This is a genomic window from Streptomyces sp. XD-27, from assembly GCF_030553055.1.
Taxonomy (GTDB): Bacteria; Actinomycetota; Actinomycetes; order Streptomycetales; family Streptomycetaceae; genus Streptomyces.
Genome location: NZ_CP130713.1, coordinates 1513503 through 1529605 on the forward strand (window position 1 = coordinate 1513503; position 16103 = coordinate 1529605).

General features: G+C 71.9%; 11 protein-coding genes and 2 pseudogenes. 4 read left to right on the plus strand and 9 right to left on the minus strand.

The genetic code is table 11. The features are described from left to right. Positions 1-211 precede the first annotated feature (211 nt). The 4 genes from Q3Y56_RS06410 to Q3Y56_RS06425 all read right to left on the minus strand — a co-directional run bounded on the left by Q3Y56_RS06410 (position 212) and on the right by Q3Y56_RS06425 (position 5279). Positions 212-1285, minus strand: a complete 1074-nt coding sequence (locus Q3Y56_RS06410; protein WP_304460987.1) for a S1 family peptidase — start codon at positions 1283-1285, stop codon at positions 212-214. Positions 1286-1571: 286 nt separating this feature from the next. Further along, positions 1572-2552, minus strand: coding sequence for a slipin family protein (locus Q3Y56_RS06415; RefSeq protein WP_304460988.1), 981 nt, complete (start codon positions 2550-2552; stop codon positions 1572-1574). Positions 2553-2725: 173 nt separating this feature from the next. Next, a complete protein-coding gene (locus tag Q3Y56_RS06420; RefSeq protein WP_304460989.1) occupies positions 2726-3634 on the minus strand; it encodes a S1 family peptidase in 909 nt (302 codons plus the stop codon). 262 nt (positions 3635-3896) lie between these two features. Next, on the minus strand, positions 3897-5279 hold the full coding sequence (locus Q3Y56_RS06425; protein WP_304460990.1) for a DUF5685 family protein: 1383 nt from the start codon (positions 5277-5279) through the stop codon (positions 3897-3899). Positions 5280-5511: 232 nt separating this feature from the next. On the opposite strand from Q3Y56_RS06425, the gene Q3Y56_RS06430 reads away from it, so the two are divergent. After that, positions 5512-5946: a cell division protein SepF gene (locus Q3Y56_RS06430; RefSeq protein WP_304460991.1), complete on the plus strand. Its 435-nt coding sequence runs from the start codon at positions 5512-5514 to the stop codon at positions 5944-5946. 45 nt (positions 5947-5991) lie between these two features. Here Q3Y56_RS06430 and Q3Y56_RS06435 read toward each other — a convergent pair whose 3' ends face one another. Together Q3Y56_RS06435 and Q3Y56_RS06440 are read right to left on the minus strand one after the other, a co-directional pair. Continuing rightward, complete coding sequence (locus Q3Y56_RS06435; protein WP_304460992.1) at positions 5992-7179, minus strand: acyl-CoA dehydrogenase family protein; 1188 nt, start codon at positions 7177-7179, stop codon at positions 5992-5994. A 131-nt stretch (positions 7180-7310) separates the two neighbouring features. Beyond that, positions 7311-9032: an MFS transporter gene (locus Q3Y56_RS06440; protein WP_304460993.1), complete on the minus strand. Its 1722-nt coding sequence runs from the start codon at positions 9030-9032 to the stop codon at positions 7311-7313. A 306-nt stretch (positions 9033-9338) separates the two neighbouring features. Here Q3Y56_RS06440 and Q3Y56_RS06445 point away from each other — a divergent pair, with 306 nt between their 5' ends. Both Q3Y56_RS06445 and Q3Y56_RS06450 read left to right on the plus strand, forming a co-directional pair. Continuing rightward, the gene (locus tag Q3Y56_RS06445; RefSeq protein WP_304460994.1) at positions 9339-10532 is read left to right on the plus strand and encodes a hypothetical protein; all 1194 of its coding nucleotides are present in this window, start codon (positions 9339-9341) and stop codon (positions 10530-10532) included. 284 nt (positions 10533-10816) lie between these two features. Next, positions 10817-11845 carry a phosphatase PAP2 family protein gene (locus Q3Y56_RS06450; protein WP_304460995.1) on the plus strand — a complete coding sequence of 343 codons (1029 nt, stop codon included), beginning with the start codon at positions 10817-10819 and terminating at the stop codon, positions 11843-11845. 90 nt (positions 11846-11935) lie between these two features. Here Q3Y56_RS06450 and Q3Y56_RS06455 read toward each other — a convergent pair whose 3' ends face one another. Further along, entirely contained in the window at positions 11936-12151 is a 216-nt protein-coding gene (locus Q3Y56_RS06455; RefSeq protein ID WP_304460996.1) for an I78 family peptidase inhibitor, read from the minus strand. Between the two features lie 479 nt (positions 12152-12630). On the opposite strand from Q3Y56_RS06455, the pseudogene ctaD reads away from it, so the two are divergent. Continuing rightward, positions 12631-14339: pseudogene (gene ctaD, locus Q3Y56_RS06460) on the plus strand (cytochrome c oxidase subunit I). Here the strand turns inward: ctaD and Q3Y56_RS06465 are convergent. Together Q3Y56_RS06465 and Q3Y56_RS06470 are read right to left on the minus strand one after the other, a co-directional pair. Then, a pseudogene (locus Q3Y56_RS06465) lies at positions 14311-15267 on the minus strand (helix-turn-helix transcriptional regulator); the annotation flags it as partial. The pseudogenes ctaD and Q3Y56_RS06465 sit on opposite strands and share 29 nt — an antisense overlap. A gap of 61 nt (positions 15268-15328) precedes the next feature. Next, positions 15329-16084, minus strand: coding sequence for a hypothetical protein (locus tag Q3Y56_RS06470; RefSeq protein ID WP_369696717.1), 756 nt, complete (start codon positions 16082-16084; stop codon positions 15329-15331). Positions 16085-16103: the final 19 nt, after the last annotated feature.

Sequence of the window (16103 nt, forward strand, 5' to 3'; positions counted from 1 at the left end):
CCGGTCGGCTCCGGCTCGCGAGAGACCTGCCACCCCGCGCAGGGGGAGGCCCCGGACACAAGTGGGGTGTCCGGGGCCTCCCGATCCGCGGCCGGTAGTCCGCGGCCGGTCCGCCCACGGCCGATGCGTGCGCGGGCCGGTCGTGCGCGGCCGGGGTCTCCGTGCGGCCGGCCCCCGCGGCCGGCTCGCGCCGGCCCGGCGGCCGTCCGCGTCAGCCGATCTCGGCGCCGTAGACCTCCAGCGGCTCGGTCACCGGCTGGAAGAAGGTCTCACCGCCCGAGGAGCAGTCACCGCTGCCTCCAGAGGTCAGACCCAGCGCCTTCTCACCGTCGAAGAGCGAGCCGCCGCTGTCGCCGGGCTCGGCGCAGACGGTGGTCTGGATCAGGCCCTCGACCGTGCCCTCCTGGTAGTTGACGGTCGCGTCGAGGGCGGTGACCTCGCCGTCGTGCACCTGGGTCGTGCTGCCGCTGCGCTGCACCTTCTCGCCGACCGTGGCCTCACCGGCCTGCGTGATGGGCTGGCTGCTGCCGTTGTACAGGTCCACCTCGCTCGGGTGCTCGATGTCCGCGGTGTACTTCACGAGGCCGTAGTCGTCGCCCGGGAAGCTGCTGCCCTCGTTGGCGCCGATCTCCTCGCCGCCCTGGGAGTCGGACCAGCTCTGGACCGCCTCGGTGCAGTGCCCCGCGGTCAGGAAGTACGGCTGTCCGTCCTTGACCACGTTGAACCCCAGCGAGCAGCGCGCGCCGGAGCCCCAGATGGCGTCGCCGCCCGCGATCCGGGTCTGGAACTTCCCGGCCGAGTGGCGCACCCGGACCGTGTCGCCGAGGGAGTCCGCGACCTTTTCGAGCTTGGCCAGCCGGTCGCCCGTGACCGTGCTGTCCGCCGTGACGACGACCTGGTTGGTCCTGGGGTCCATCGCCCAGGCCGTCCCCGGGATGGCGGCCTTGGCCTTGAGCGTCGCACGCGCCGCGTCGAGCCGAGCCAGCGTGTGCGTGACGACCTTGGCCTCGGCGCCCGCGTCGCGCACCGCGTCGGCGGCCGCCTCGTCCACGACGTTGACGACGAGCTTCCTGGCCTCGGCGTCGTAGTAGGAACCGGCCGTGTCGCCGCCGAGGGTGGAGGCGAGCCGGTCGGAGAGCTTTCCGGCCGCGGCGGCCGAGAGGGCGTCCGGGTGGGCGGCGGGCGCGGCGTTGGCGTTCTGCAGGGTGAGGGTCGCGACGGCCAGGGCCGCCACCCCCGCTCCGGCGATGACGGTGCGGCGCTTGGATATGCGTCCGTGCTTCAACTCAGTACCTCCAGTGGGGGATGGGCCCGGCGGTGGGGTGCCCGGCCCGGAGGACCTGCCGGCACGAGAGCGTCTGCCCACAGGAAGTCGCGTCCATGCCAACTTGTTTCATTGAAGTATTCCGAGGGCGCACGGGCGCACACAAGGTCGCGTTCTGGTCGCTCAAGCGGAAGTCAAGACGTCCCGGCACCGCCCCGGGCATGCCGGTGCCCGCGCATGTCAGTCATGACGCGGGCACAGGGTGCGACGGTGGGTTGAACAGCCGGTGACGGCTGCGCCTGTCCGGTTACCGCCCTTCCGCTTCCGGTATCCGACTGCCCGCCGCTTCGGTGTACGACCCGCCCGGCTCCACTTCGGCGTGCCGCCCGGCCGGTTCCACTTCGGTGCGCTGCCCTGTCGGCTCCGCTTCGGCGTGCTGCTCGGTCGGCTCCGCTTCGGTGTGCCGTTCGGTCGGTTCCACTTCGGTGTGCCGTTCGCCGTGGTGGGCGCCCTTCTCGCCGCCCCTCTCCTCGGCCCCCCTCTCCAGGAAGCGCAGCAGCTCCACCGGGATGGGCAGGACCAGAGTGGAGTTCTTCTCGGCGGCGACGGCCATCACGGTCTGCAGCAGCCGCAGTTGCAGCGCCGAGGGGGTGTCGGCCATCTGCGCCGCCGCCTCCGCGAGCTTGTGGGACGCCTGGAGCTCCGCGTCCGCGTTGATCACGCGCGCCCGCCGCTCGCGGTCGGCCTCGGCCTGCCGGGCCATCGACCGCTTCATGGTCTCGGGCAGCGACACGTCCTTGATCTCGACGCGGTCGACGTGCACCCCCCAGCCCACCGCCGGGCTGTCGATCATCAGCTCCAGGCCCTGGTTGAGTTTCTCCCGGTTGGACAGCAGATCGTCCAGCTCGCTCTTGCCGATGATGGAGCGCAGCGAGGTCTGCGCCATCTGCGAGACGGCGAAGCGGTAGTCCTCGACCTGCACGATCGCGTCGGCCGGATCGACGACCTTGAAGTAGACGACGGCGTCGACGCGCACCGTCACGTTGTCGCGGGTGATGCCCTCCTGGGCGGGCACGGGCATCGTCACGATCTGCATGTTGACCTTGCGGAGCCGGTCGACGACCGGGACGATCATCGTGAATCCGGGCTGGCGGACCGCCGAGCGGAGCTTGCCGAGCCGGAAGACGATGCCCCGCTCGTACTGCTTGACCACGCGCGCGGCCGCCGCGGCGTAGACCGCCGCGCCCGAGAGCGCCAGCGCACCCGCTGTCACGAGCTCCTCGACCATCACGGCCACCTGCCCGTCCGTACCTCTTCCGGGACCCCGGAGGGGTCCGCTTTGTCCACGATAGTCCTGACCCTGACCGGGCGGGGAGGACCGTGGGAACGGGCCAGGACGCCGCTGAGCCCCCGCCCTGTGCACCGGGCGGGGGCTCCGTCACGACTCGTGGGGCGCGGCGATCAGTAGACGCTCACGCCGTACGCGTTCAGAGCCTCGACGACCGGCTGGAAGAAGGTCGTGCCGCCGGAGCTGCAGTTGCCGCTGCCGCCGGAGGTGAGGCCCAGCGCGGTGGTCCCGGAGTAGAGCGGCCCGCCGCTGTCGCCCGGCTCGGCGCAGACCGTGGTCTGGATCATGCCGTAGACGACATCGCCTCCGCCGTAGTTGACGGTGGCGTTCAAGCCGGTGACCCGGCCGCTGTGGGTTCCGGTGGTGCTGCCGCGGCGGGTCACCGTCTGCCCGACGGTCGGGTTGGCCGCGCGCGTGATGTCCTGGCTGCCGACGGTGCCCGAGGGTGTGACGGAGCCGCTGTAGCGGACCAGGCCGTAGTCGTTGACCGGGAAGCTGGAGCCGGCCGTCGGGCCGATGACCGTGGTGCGGCCGGAGTTGGAGTACCAGGTGCCCGCACCGTCGGTGCAGTGCCCGGCCGTCACGAAGTAGTTGGCTCCGCTGCTGTTGCGGACGTTGAAGCCCAGCGAGCAGCGCCAGCTGGAGGCGTAGATGGCGTCGCCGCCGGAGATGAGCTTGTCGAACGTACCCGGAGTGCGCTTGATCTCGATCGCGTCGGCGTTCGCGCCGGCCGTCTTCTTGATCTTGGCTATCTCGGCCTGGCTCACGGTGCTGTCGGCCGTGACGACAAGGGTGTTGGTGGCCTTGTCGACATACCAGGCGGTACCGGCGACATCGGCGTCGAGTACCGCGGCGCTCGCGGCCTTGGCCTCGGACGCGCTGAACGTCTTCGCCGGGTCGTCCGACGCGTTGGCCGCGGACGGCACGGCGATCGCCGCGACGGCCACGGCCGCCGATGCGGCGGCGATGAGCTTGGCGCGTCTCGCGACGCCGGCGCGGGGGGTGTTGCGCTTGATCCTCAACTCTTCCTCCGAGGGGGAATCGGGGGCCCTCCCTCCTTGCCCGCCTTCGGGCAGGAGGGGCCCGAATGAGCGGAGGGCCCGTGAGGCGCAGCCAGGGGACACACGACGACTCCGCTTTCGACGTGCTCCTGACAAGCGCTGCCGGAAGTATTCGCGCATTCAACGGGACCGCGCAAGACCTCACATCGGAAGAGGGCGAGCTGTCCGTATACGGACGGACAGCTCGCCCTGGCACTCCAATGAGCCGACCCCTGCGGGGAGTTCAGCAACCGCAGTCGCAGCCGCAATCACAATCGCCGCAGCCATCACAGCAGTTGCAGCAGTCACAGCAATCGCAACAGTCACCGCAATCGCACTTGTGGCACCAGCCCTCGCGCTCCTGCCCGGACCACGGATCGTGGTACGGGTCGCGGCAGCAGATCTGGCAGGTGCAGCAGAGTCCGGCCCAGACCAGGCAGCCGGCGATCAGCCCGCGCCTGCGGCCCGGCGGACCCGGCGGCGGGCCGCCCGGACCGCCGGGACCACCCGGCCCCGGGCCGTGCGGACCGTAGGGATCACCGGGGCCACCGGGGTATCCCGGCTGGTACGGATAGCCCGGCTGGTACGGATTGCCGGGCGGCGCCTGCGGATCCGTCCAGCCCGGGTGCTGAGCGGGACCGTACGAGCCGTGCGCACCGTACGAGCCGTGCGTGCCCTGCGCCCCGTGCGTGCCGTGCGTGCCCTGCGCCCCGTGTGTGCTGTGCATGCCGTGAGTGCCCGGTGCCGCGCCCGAGCACGTCGTGCCGAAGGCCCGGTCCACCGCGTAGCGCAGTTCGTGCACCAGCAGCACGTGCGTCAGCTTGCCCGCACCCTTGGTGAACTCAGCGTCGCGCAGCGCCAATCGCACCCCACGCACGGCGTCCTCACAGAGCCTGCGCACCTCGGCGAGGTCCGTGCCGGTCGCCGCGATCGGGTTCCACGCCCCGGTCCTCGCGTCCTCGTGCAGGTCCTCCACCGCGTCCAGCAGATGCGCGAGCCGCCCGAAGAGCCGTCCCGCCTCCTCCAGCGGCGCGATGTTGCCGGGACGGCCGGCCAGTACGGCGGTGTGGCCGAAGGCCGCGGCCGTCGCGGTCTCGGTCGGCTCGGTGATCTCCAGCAGCGGCGTGCCGGGCCCCGCGGCCCGTTCGAGCGCGTCCTGCCGGCCGACCGCGTCGAGCAGCACGGCGGTGTCGAAGCCGACGTCCGCACCGGACCGGGCACCGGCCCGATCCCACTTCGCCGCCACCCGGCGGGCCGCGGCGGCGATCGGACGGCGCGCCAGGATCCCGTCCCGGTCGGCGACATGGTCCCGTACCTTCGCCGATGCCAGCACCAGCGAGACGGTCGCGGCCAGCCGCGCACCCTCACCCTTGGCGACGGGAGCGGTACGCATTCCGCGCAGCGGGCACGGCCCGGCCGTGCGCCGCCAGCCGCCCGCGGCGCCCGGCCGCTCGGACTGAGCCTCCGTCAGAACCGAGATGACCAGGCCGTCGTAGTTGGTGGCCACTCGCGCGAACTGCCCGTGAGTACCGCGCAACGCGAGGCACAACCCGCACAGATGCGCCATCCACTCCGTGCGCAGCGTCTCCGACAGCCGATGCCGGCAAGGCCGAATTATTCCGAACATACTCCCCCCATCACCCAGACGTCCCCGACGTCACCCGTCCGGCTCGGCGGAGTTTACTCATTGCCGCCTCAGGCCCCCTACGCAGCAGGAACTCTGAGCGACCGGCAGCCGTTCTGCACCAGTACCGTCACGAATCCCCTGTACGACGGCTAACCACTTGGCACATCATCCACGTCATGGAGGACGATAGAGGGGAGGAGACAATACACACCGTTGGTGAGAGGAGGCGTCCATGGGATCGGTGCGCAAGGCGAGTGCTTGGCTTGGCCTCGTCGACGACAGCGATGACGAGCGCTACTACGACGACGACTACGCCGAGGGGCCCGAGCCCAGCGACGCCTGGGTGACCGACCCTCGGGTGCGGGTGGCCGACGAGGCCGCGCAGGACCAGGGCACCCGTATCGCGACGGTGACCCCGGACGGCTTCCGGGACGCCCGCACCATCGGCGAGCTGTTCCGGGACGGCGTTCCGGTGATCGTGAACCTCACGAGCATGGAGCCCGGGGACGCCAAGCGCGTCGTGGACTTCGCGGCGGGTCTGACGTTCGGGCTGCGCGGCTCGATCGAGCGCGTCGCCACCCGCGTCTTCCTGCTGACGCCCGCGGACTACCAGATCGTGAGCGGCGACGCCGGCCGTGCGTCCGGCGGCTTCTTCAATCAGAGCTGAGCAGCGGGGCGGGGCGGCTCACCGAAATCCGCGCGCGGAACCGGTTCACCGGAACGCGTCGAGGCCGGTGAGCGCCTTGCCCAGCACCAGTTGGTGCATCTCCACCGTGCCCTCGTAGGTGAGCACCGATTCCAGATTGGTCGCGTGCCGCATCACGGGGTACTCCAGCGAGATCCCGTTGGCGCCCAGGATCGTCCGCGCCGTGCGGCAGATCTCGATCGCCTCCCGCACGTTGTTGAGCTTGCCGAAGCTGACCTGCTCCGGGCGGAGCTTCCCCGCGTCCATCCGCCGCCCGAGGTGGTGGGCGAGCAGGATCCCCTTGTGCAGTTCGACCGCCATGTCGGCCAGCTTGCCCTGGGTGAGCTGGAATCCGCCGATGGGCCTGCCGAACTGCTCCCGGCTCCTGGCGTACTCCAGGGCGCTTTCGAACGAGGACCGGGCAGCGCCCATCGCACCCCACACGATGCCGTAGCGCGCGTGGCTGAGGCAGCTCAGCGGCCCGCGCAGTCCGGTGACTCCCGGCAGGACGGCGTCGCCCGGCAGCCGCACCTCGTCCAGGACCAGCTCGCTGGTGACGGACGCGCGCAGCGACCACTTGTGCCGGATCTCGGGGGCCGAGAAGCCGGGGGCGTCCGTGGGCACCGCGAAGCCGCGGATGCCCTCGTCGGTACGGGCCCAGACCACCGCGACCCCGGCCACCGAGCCGTTGGTGATCCACATCTTGCGGCCGGTCAGCACCCAGTCGGCGCCGTCGCGCTTGGCGTACGTGCGCATGCCCGCGGGGTCCGAGCCGTGGTCCGGCTCGGTCAGGCCGAAGCAGCCGATGACCTCGCCGGAGGCCATGCGCGGCAGCCACTGGCGCTTCTGCTCCTCGGACCCGTAGGCGTGGATGGCGTACATCGCGAGCGAACCCTGGACGGAGACCAGCGACCGGATCCCCGAGTCGGCCGCCTCCAACTCCAGGCAGGCCAGGCCGTACTGGACGGCGCTCGCGCCCGCGCAGCCGTACCCCTCCAGGGACATGCCGAGCGCGCCGATCGAACCGAGCTCGCGGGCCAGCTCGCGGATGCCGGGCAGCTCACCGCGCTCGTACCAGTCGGCGATGTGCGGCAGGACGCGGTCGGCGGCCCAGCGGCGGACGGTGTCCCGAACCGCGAGTTCCTCGGGATCGAGGAGGTCGTCGATGCCCAGCGGGTCGGTCGGGTCGAACGGCGGCAGGCTACGCGTGGACATGGATTCGCCTCCGGCTGGGGATCTTCACGGCTCGCCTGACGTTACGACTGGGTAACCCGTGCCGTCCAGACCCGCCCGCCTCAGCCTGCGGGGGCGCCGCCGAGGCGCCCTGGCTCACCCCGACGGGGCGCTCAGCCCGAGGGCTCCACGGTCACCGGGGCGCGGGCGGCCGTGGGCGCGTCCTCCGCGCCGGGCAGGACGTCCTCCCTGCCGGATGCGGTGCCGGATTCCCTGCCGGGCTCTGTGCCGGAGGCGGGCACCGCGGTGTCCTTCTCGCCGGAGTCCGCACCGCACTCCATCGTCCGAGGCAGCCGGAGCGCCGCGACAGCGCCCAGGACCAGCAGCAGCGCGCTGACCGCGAGGGTGACGTGCAGACCGTGGACGAACGCCTCCCGGGCTGCCACCCGCAGGGCGCTTCCGGCCGGTCCGCCGAGCTTGTCGGAGACTTCGTACGCCTCGGCCAGCGACTGGCGGGCGGCGATGGAGTCGTGGCGTGGGACGCCGTCCACGGAGGTGACGCCGGGCGCGTACGCGGCGTTCATGACGCTGCCGAGGAGGGCTATCCCCATGCCCGCGCCGAGCTGGTACGAGGTCTCGCCGATGGCCGCGGCACCGCCCGCGGACTGGGCCGGGGCCTCGCTGAGCATGGATTCGTATGCCCCGAAGAGGGTCGTCTCCAGGCCGAAGCCGAGGGCGACGAAACCGCCGATGAGGAGCGCGGGCCGGTCGGACTGCCCCATGAGGGTGAGGCTGAGCACGGCCGCCGCGGTGAGGGCGAAGCCGAGGGCGACCATGGCGCGCGGTCCGAGCCGGTCGAGCATCCGGGACCCGACGAGACCGGCGGCCATGGCGGCGAAGGTGAGCGGCAGCAGCCGCAGGCCGGTCTCCAGCGGAGTGAGTCCGAGGACGAGCTGGAGGTACTGGGCCGCGACGAGCTCCAGGCCCACGAGGGCGAGCAGCGCCAGCACGATGCAGCCGACGGATATCCCGAAGGCGGGGCGGGCGAAGAGATGGAGGTCCACCAGAGGGTGGGCGCGGCGGCGCTGGCGGCGTACGAAGAGGGCCAGCAGGACGGCGCCGAGCAGCAGCGGGCCGAGGGTGGCGGGCTCCGTCAGCTCTTCCCCGCTGCCCATCCGCTTCACGCCGAGGACCACGCCGGCCAGTCCGAACGCGGCCACCAGCGCGCCGACCACGTCCCACGGACCGTCCCGGTCACCGGCGGACTCCGGCAGCAGCCAGCGGCCCACGGGGAGGGCGACCACCATCAGCGGGATGTTGATCAGGAAGACCGAGCCCCACCAGAAGTGCTCCAGCAGGAAGCCGCCGAGCAGCGGGCCGACCGCGGCGCCGATACCGGCGACCGCGCTCCAGACGCCGATGGCGAGCGCGCGCTCGCGGCGGTCGGGGAAGACCTGTCGCAGGATCGACAGCGTGGCGGGCATGATCATCGCCCCGCCGACGCCGAGCAGGGCGCGGGCGACGATGAGGATCTGGGGGGTGGTCGCGAACGCGGCAAGTGCCGAGGCGACGCCGAAGAGGCCGTAGCCGAGCAGCAGGATGCGCCGTCGTCCGACCCGGTCGCCGAGGGTGCCGAAGAGGATCAGCAGCGAGGCGCAGACCAGCGGGTAGGCGTCGATGATCCACAGCAGTTCGATCGCGCCGGGCCGCAGGTCCTCGCTGACGGCGGGGACGGCGACGTGGAGCGCGGTGCCGTCGACGGCCACCAGCAGGAGGCTGACGCACAGGACGACGAGCACCACCCAGCGGTTGCCTCCGCCGAGCGCGCCCGCGCCGCGCCGATGCCGGGGAACGCCCGCCGCCCGCCGAGTGCCGGCCGTGGTCGTCCCGGACATGTACACACCTCCCTGTCTTGCCCTCGCGCCGAGTCCGGGCCAGGCGCGAACGTCGAAGCGTCGGTCCCGGCGGCCCGGTGGCATAGGCGAGTGAGACGTCAGAGTACGCGAGTCCGGGTGCGGGTCGTGTGCCGCAGGTCATCTTGAGACCGACGTCGCAGCCCGGCTGACCGGCGCGTTCGCACTGGCGTTCCCTTTTGTCCCTCGAACCACGTCCTCCGACCGCCCGGCCATGACCTTCTCCGGTGCTCCGCGGTTATCCACAGGTGGGCGGGGCGCACGCGGCCATGCCGGATAATCAAGATCATGACCGATCTGGCCCACCCGCCCGCCACCGTGCGGAGCCCCGGCGGCGACGCGGTGCGTACCGCGCTGCACCGGGCCGCTCCCGCCCTGCTGGCGTATACGGGGACGCGGCTGCTGGGCATCGCGGTTCTGGCGGTCTGGGGCGCGGTGGCGGACCGGAGTCCGCACCAGTTGCTCTCGGCCCGCTGGGACTCCCTGTGGTACGCGCGGATCGCGGAGGACGGCTACGGCTACACGCTCCGGCTGCCCGACGGCTCGGTCCACTCCGATCTGGCGTTCTTCCCGCTGCTGCCCTGGCTGGAGCGGCTGATATCGGCCGTCTCCCCGCTGTCCGCGGCGGACGCCGGGCTGGCGGTGAGCGCGGTCGCCTCGCTGGGCGCGGCCTGGGGCGTCTTCGCGGTCGGCGAGCGCGTGGCGGGGCGGCGGGCGGGCGTGGTCCTGGTCGTGCTGTGGGCGGTGCTGCCCGTCGGCATCGTCCAGTCGATGGCGTACTCCGAGTCGCTCTTCACCGCCCTGGCGGCGTGGGGGGTGTACGCGCTGCTGGCGCGGCGGTGGCTCACCGCGGGGGTGCTCGCCGCGCTGGCCGGGCTCACCCGCCCGGTGGGCGCGGCGGTGGTGGCGGCCGTGTGGCTCACCGCCGCGGCCGAGCTGGCGCGGGACCGGCGGTGGCGGGACGGGCGGTGGCGGGATGCCTGGCGCGAGGAGCGGCGGATGGCGGCCGCGGTCGCGCTCGCACCGCTGGGCTGGCTGGCCTACTTCGCATGGGTGGGCGACCGGACCGGCAGCCTCACCGGCTATCTCGATGTGCAGGGCGGCTGGGGGAACGGCTTCGACGGCGGGCTGGCGTTCGCCGCGTTCGTCGGAGAGCGGCTGACCGGCGGCGCGATCGCGGCCGGGGTCGGCCTGCTGCTCGGCGTGGGGCTGCTGCTGTGGCTGTACGCGCTGTGCATACGGCAGCGGCAGCCGGTACCGCTGCTCGTCTACGGCGGCGTGGTGCTGCTGCTCGCGCTCACCGCGAAGGGGTACTTCGGCTCCAAGCCGCGGCTGCTGATGCCGGCCTTCCCCCTCCTGCTGCCGCTCGCGGTCGCCCTCGCCCGGCTGCACCCGGCCAGGACGGCGCTGGCCCTCGGCTCGGTGGGGCTGGCGTCGGCGGTGTACGGGGCGTTCTGGCTGCACGGCTCCGGCCCGCCGTGAACCGTGGATCCGGCGGCCTGTCCGGAAGCGATCAAGTCGGCGACGGGCGGGGAAACACCGTGGAACGGTACGGCTAATGGCCGATAAACCGCGTCACACGAAAAGCATAAGAAGGGATAGGAGACGCCTTCGATGACGGGTCCAGTGAATCGTGTAGAGCTTTGCGGATTTCGCGGAATGGCTGATTCCAAATCCTTGGACGAGACGCACTCCACATCACATCGTCATCACAAAGCGACCTGATCGTGCGGAAGTCACCTGTCACGCAATGTAACGTCGATTGAGTGCGTACCGATGACAAGCTCCCCCGCACGGAGGGACGCCCCACCGATCCCGTGCGGCCGCGCATGACCCGGACCCGCCGCTGGCTCCTCGGGTCGACGCTCGCTGTCTACGCGGCGACCGTGATCGGCGTGCTCACCACCTCGTGGCTGGTGAAGCTCGACTGGCAGGTCATGCTCTTCCGGCCGTACAAGCAGTGGCCGGAGTTCCACACCTTCCTGGACTACTTCGTCGTCATGGGGCAGCGCGGCCCGACGGCGGTGGCCGTCACCGCCTGGCTGGGCTGGTGCTGCTGGCGGCAGCGCACCCTGCGCCCCCTGCTGGTGCTGGGCACGTCGCTGCTCCTGCTGAACGCCACCGTCGGCGCGGCGAAGCTCGGCATGGGCCGTCTCGGCCCGCACTACGCGACGACCGTCGGCTCGAACGAGATGTGGGGCGACGGCGATATATTTCCCTCGGGTCACACGGCGAACGCCGTGGTCACCTGGGGGGTCCTGGCCTATCTGGCCACCACACCGCAGGCCCGCAGAATCGCCTCCGTCATCTCGGCGATGCTCGCCCTGGGCGTGGGGATGACGACGGTCTACCTCGGTACCCACTGGGTCAGCGACGTCCTGCTCGGCTGGGCCGCCGGTCTGCTGGTCCTGCTCGCCCTGCCCTGGCTGGAGCCCTCGATGGCCCGGGCCGAGTGGATACTGCGCACGCTGTGGCACCGGCTGCGGCGCATCGGATCCACCGCCCCGGTGGTCCTCCCCGCGCCCGTCGCACCGCAGGTCGCGGGCACCGTGGCCACGCCGCGCAGCGCCGGGGACGACGTCGTACCGGCCCGCGAGACGGTGGCCGTCGGGGCCCTCGGCGCACGCGTCCCGGACGGCTGGCCGCACCATCCGGCCCGCCCGCACACGGCCCGTTCGGAGCGGACCCCCGTCACGCCGACCGGCAGCCGTCGGCCTCCGCACGCGGACCGTACGCCGCGCGCCGCGACCCCGGTCGGGCCCGCCACGGGCCGCAGCCGCGCCGCAGGCGGCTGACGCCGTACGTACGCACCGCCGGCAGGCATGCTTCGCATATGGCCGGGCCCCGGACCTCCACAGGAGCTCCGGGGCCCGGCCATATGCGGTTCAGCCCTTCCAGCAGCGCCGTACGACGCCGTCGCCGACCTCGAAGTTGAGCCTGCCCCGGACGTACTCCATGGTGATGATCGCGCCGGGCGGCAGCGTCCGGACGGTGCTCCAGCCGCGGTCGCGTGCCTGCCGCTCGGCGGTGCCGGCGTCCAGGCCGACGTAGCCGTCGGGAGCGTCGTCGGGCTCGGGTGCGGGCGTGGGTATCGGTGCCATGTCAGCCACCGTAGGCCGCCGCGCGGCACGACGGAAGCGCGGGCCGGGGCGTGGCGGACCGCCGGCCGGAGCGCGGGCCGAGAGCCGGCGGAGCACGGGCCGAGCGCGGGGTGGAGCACGGTCCCATGCGCTCCAGGCCCACCACTGGTCACACTTGTGTCACAGAAAATTCCGCCCGGTTCAGCGCTCGCCGGGTCACCCGTAAGTGGGTTTTCGGCCGCGCGGAGAAGGCCGGACTTCCGTTCCGCGATTACCCCCGCAGGCCGCCGAATTCGCCATCTTCCGATCTCCGTATCAACGTGTCCACGGGGAATTCCGCGACCGCACGAAAAACGGTGGGCGATGCGTACGGAACGTGCCACCTTGAGCCACTCGGACCGTTATTGCCACGGGAGAGTGAGGCTCCTCGCAAAGCGGGCGATACACCGCGCATCATGTCTGATCTCACCCAAGCCGCCAGCTGACGCCGAGGGAGCCCGATGGGTACGGACACCGCGCAGGCGGCCGCCGACCAGGTGCGACAGCCACGGCGCGGCAAGGTGGTCATCGACTGGCTGACGACCACCGACCACAAGAAGATCGGGCATCTGTATCTGATCACCGCCTTCGGGTTCTTCCTGGTCGGCGGGGTGCTGGCGATGGTGATGCGGGCGGAGCTCGCCCGCCCCGGCCTGCAGATCGTCTCCCAGCACGAGTTCAACCAGGCGTTCACGCTGCACGGGACGATCATGCTGCTGCTCTTCGCGACACCGCTCTTCGCGGGGTTCGCCAACGAGATCGTGCCGCTGCAGATCGGCTCGCCGGACGTCGCCTTCCCGCGGCTGAACATGCTCTCGTACTGGCTGTTCCTCTTCGGCGGCCTCATGGTGGTGGGCGGCCTGCTGGTGCCGGAGGGGGCCGCGGACTTCGGCTGGACCGCGTACGCCCCCTCAACAGCAAGGTCCGCTCGAACAGCATCGGCGTCGATCTGTGGATCATGGGGCTGGCGCTGTCCGGCTTCGGCACGATCCTGGGCTCGGTCAACTTCCTGGCGACCATCATCGGGATGCGCGCGCCCGGCATGACCATGTTCCGGATGCCGATCTTCACCTGGAACGTCCTGTTCACCACCGTCATGGTCCTGATGGCCTTCCCGGTGCTGGCGGCGGCGCTGCTGTGCCTGGAGGCGGACCGGCGGTTCGGGGCGGTGGTCTTCGAGGCGCCGAACGGCGGGGTGCTGCTGTGGCAGCACCTGTTCTGGTTCTTCGGCCACCCCGAGGTGTACATCATCGCGCTGCCGTTCTTCGGCATCATCACGGAGGTCATCCCGGTCTTCTCCCGGAAGCCGATCTTCGGCTACCTGCCGCTGATCGGCGCGACCATGGCGATCACCGGTCTGTCGATGACGGTCTGGGCGCACCACATGTTCGCCACCCAAGGAGTGCTGCTGCCCTTCTTCTCGCTGCTGTCCTTCCTCATCGCGGTGCCCACGGGAGTGAAGTTCTTCAACTGGATCGGCACGATGATCGGCGGCTCGCTGTCCTTCGAGGCGCCGATGCTGTGGTGCGTCGGCTTCCTGGTGACCTTCCTGTTCGGCGGGCTGACCGGCGTCGTCCTGGCCTCGCCGCCGATGGACTTCCAGGTCACGGACACCTACTTCGTGGTGGGCCACTTCCACTACACGGTCTTCGGCACGGTGGTGTTCGCGATGTTCGCGGGCTTCTACTTCTGGTGGCCGAAGTTCACCGGCAAGATGCTCGAAGAGCGGCTGGCGCGGATCCACTTCTGGTCGCTGTTCACCGGCTTCCAGGCCACCTTCCTGGTGCACCACTGGCTGGGCGTCGAGGGCATGCCGCGCCGCTACGCCGACTACCTGGCGGCCGACGGCTTCACCCTGCTCAACTCGCTGTCCACCATCGGCTCGTTCCTGCTGGGCATCTCGACGCTGCCGTTCCTCTACAACGTCTGGAAGACCGCCAAGTACGGCCGGAAGGTCGACGTCGACGACCCGTGGGGCTTCGGCCGGTCGCTGGAGTGGGCGACGTCCTGTCCCCCGCCCCGGCACAACTTCCGCTCCCTGCCCCGGATCCGCTCCGAGTCCCCCGCCTTCGACCTGCACCACCCGGACGTGGCGGCGCTGGACCGGGAGGAGTTGGAGCCGCCCCCGCGGGGCCGGGTCAGCCCAGGGCCCGATCCAGGCGGTCCCTGATCCGCCGGACGTGCTCGGTCAACTCGGCGGGCTCCCGCACCTCGAAGTCGTAGCCCAGCAGCACGATGTGGATCACCATCACGTCCAGGCTGTGCGCGCCGGTGTGCAGCAGGCAGCTGCGCTCGTCGACCGGCTCCAGCACCCCGGCGGTCGGTGAGACGCCCTCCGCCGCCACCTCGGCGGACACCTTGAGCAGCACGGTGGCCCGCTCGGTGTACGCGCGGGTGGACACGCCCTCGGAGACGTAGGCGGCGAGGTCCTCGGCGGGCGGGCGGCGCGGGGTGAAGCGCGGCCCGTGCGGCGGCCTGGGCGTGATGCGGTCGGCCCGGAACGTACGCCAGTCCTCCCGCTCCACGTCCCAGGCCACGAGGTACCAGCGGCGCTGCGCGCACACCAGCCGGTGCGGTTCCACGGTCCGCCGGGTGGTGCCGCCACCGTGGTCGCGGTACTCGAAGCGCAGCCGCTCGCTGTCCCGGCAGGTGCTCGCCAGCTCGGTGAGGACCGCCGGGTCGGCGCCCGGCCCCGCGGCGCGGCCGACCATCGGGACCGTGAAGGCGGTCAGCGCGCTCACCCGGCGGCGCAGCCGGTCGGGGAGCACCTGTTCCAGCTTGGCCAGCGCCCTCACGGAGGTCTCCTCGATCCCCTGGACGCCGCCGCCCGCCGACTGCCGCAGCCCGACGGCGACCGCCACGGCCTCCTCGTCGTCCAGCAGCAGCGGCGGCAACTGGGCGCCCGCGCCGAGCCGGTAGCCGCCCGCCGTGCCGGGGGCCGAGTGCACGGGGTAGCCGAGTTCGCGGAGCCGGTCGATGTCCCGGCGGACGGTGCGCGCGGTCACCCCGAGCCGGTCGGCGAGATCCGCGCCCGACCATTCGCGATGGGCCTGGAGGAGCGACAGGAGGCGGAGCAGGCGTGCCGAGGTCTCCAACATGCCCCGGAGTCTGCCAGCCGTCGCGGACAACCGCTGTCCGCGACGGCCTTTTGAACAGCCCCTACGCGGCCTGGACCCGCACCGACAGGTCGTTGTCCACCGTGTAGTACGGGACGGCCTTCACGGCACCCTGCGGGGCGTCGGCCTTCCGCGCCGGGTAGGTGAAGATCGGCTTCTTGTCGGCGATGTCGTCCAGGATCCGGGCGATCCGCACCGGGTCGCGGTCCGCCGGGCGCAGCCACAGGTCCCACACGTCCGCCTCGCCGCTCCAGGCCGCGGCCAGGTCGGCGTACGCCAGGGTGAAGGCGAAGCCGTCGCCGTCCGCGGTGACCGGGGCCGTGAGGGCCTGCTTGTCGCTCCGGCGGCGGGCCTCGACGACCGCCCCGGCCAGCAGGCCGCCCTGGTTCCCGATCCGGTGCAGGCGGCCGGTGACCGCCAGCGTGCCGCCGTCGATCCGGAGGTCGCCGGCCTCGGCGTGGGCGGCCCGCAGCCAGCTGCGCAGCGAGAGGTTGCCGTGCTTGGTGGCGTACGGGATGCGTACCGCCAGCGGTCCGGTGCCCGGCTCCGGGGTGCGGTCGACCAGCGCGCGCAGGTCGTTCATACCCGGCAGGAGCCGCTGCGGGTCGGTGCCGTCCGCGGCCACGTGGAGGTCCCAGCGGCCCTCGGCCAGCGTCGCGGCGGCGGCCAGCACCGCGCGCAGCCGCCCGTCGGCGCCCGGGGCGAGCGGCAGCCGTACCTCGTCGGTGGCGGTGTCGGCGTCGCGCGGCACGAGGACCAGGTACCCGGTCCTGCCGGCGGCCGGCCGCCAGTCGGCCACGTCGAAGGTCAGTCCCCCG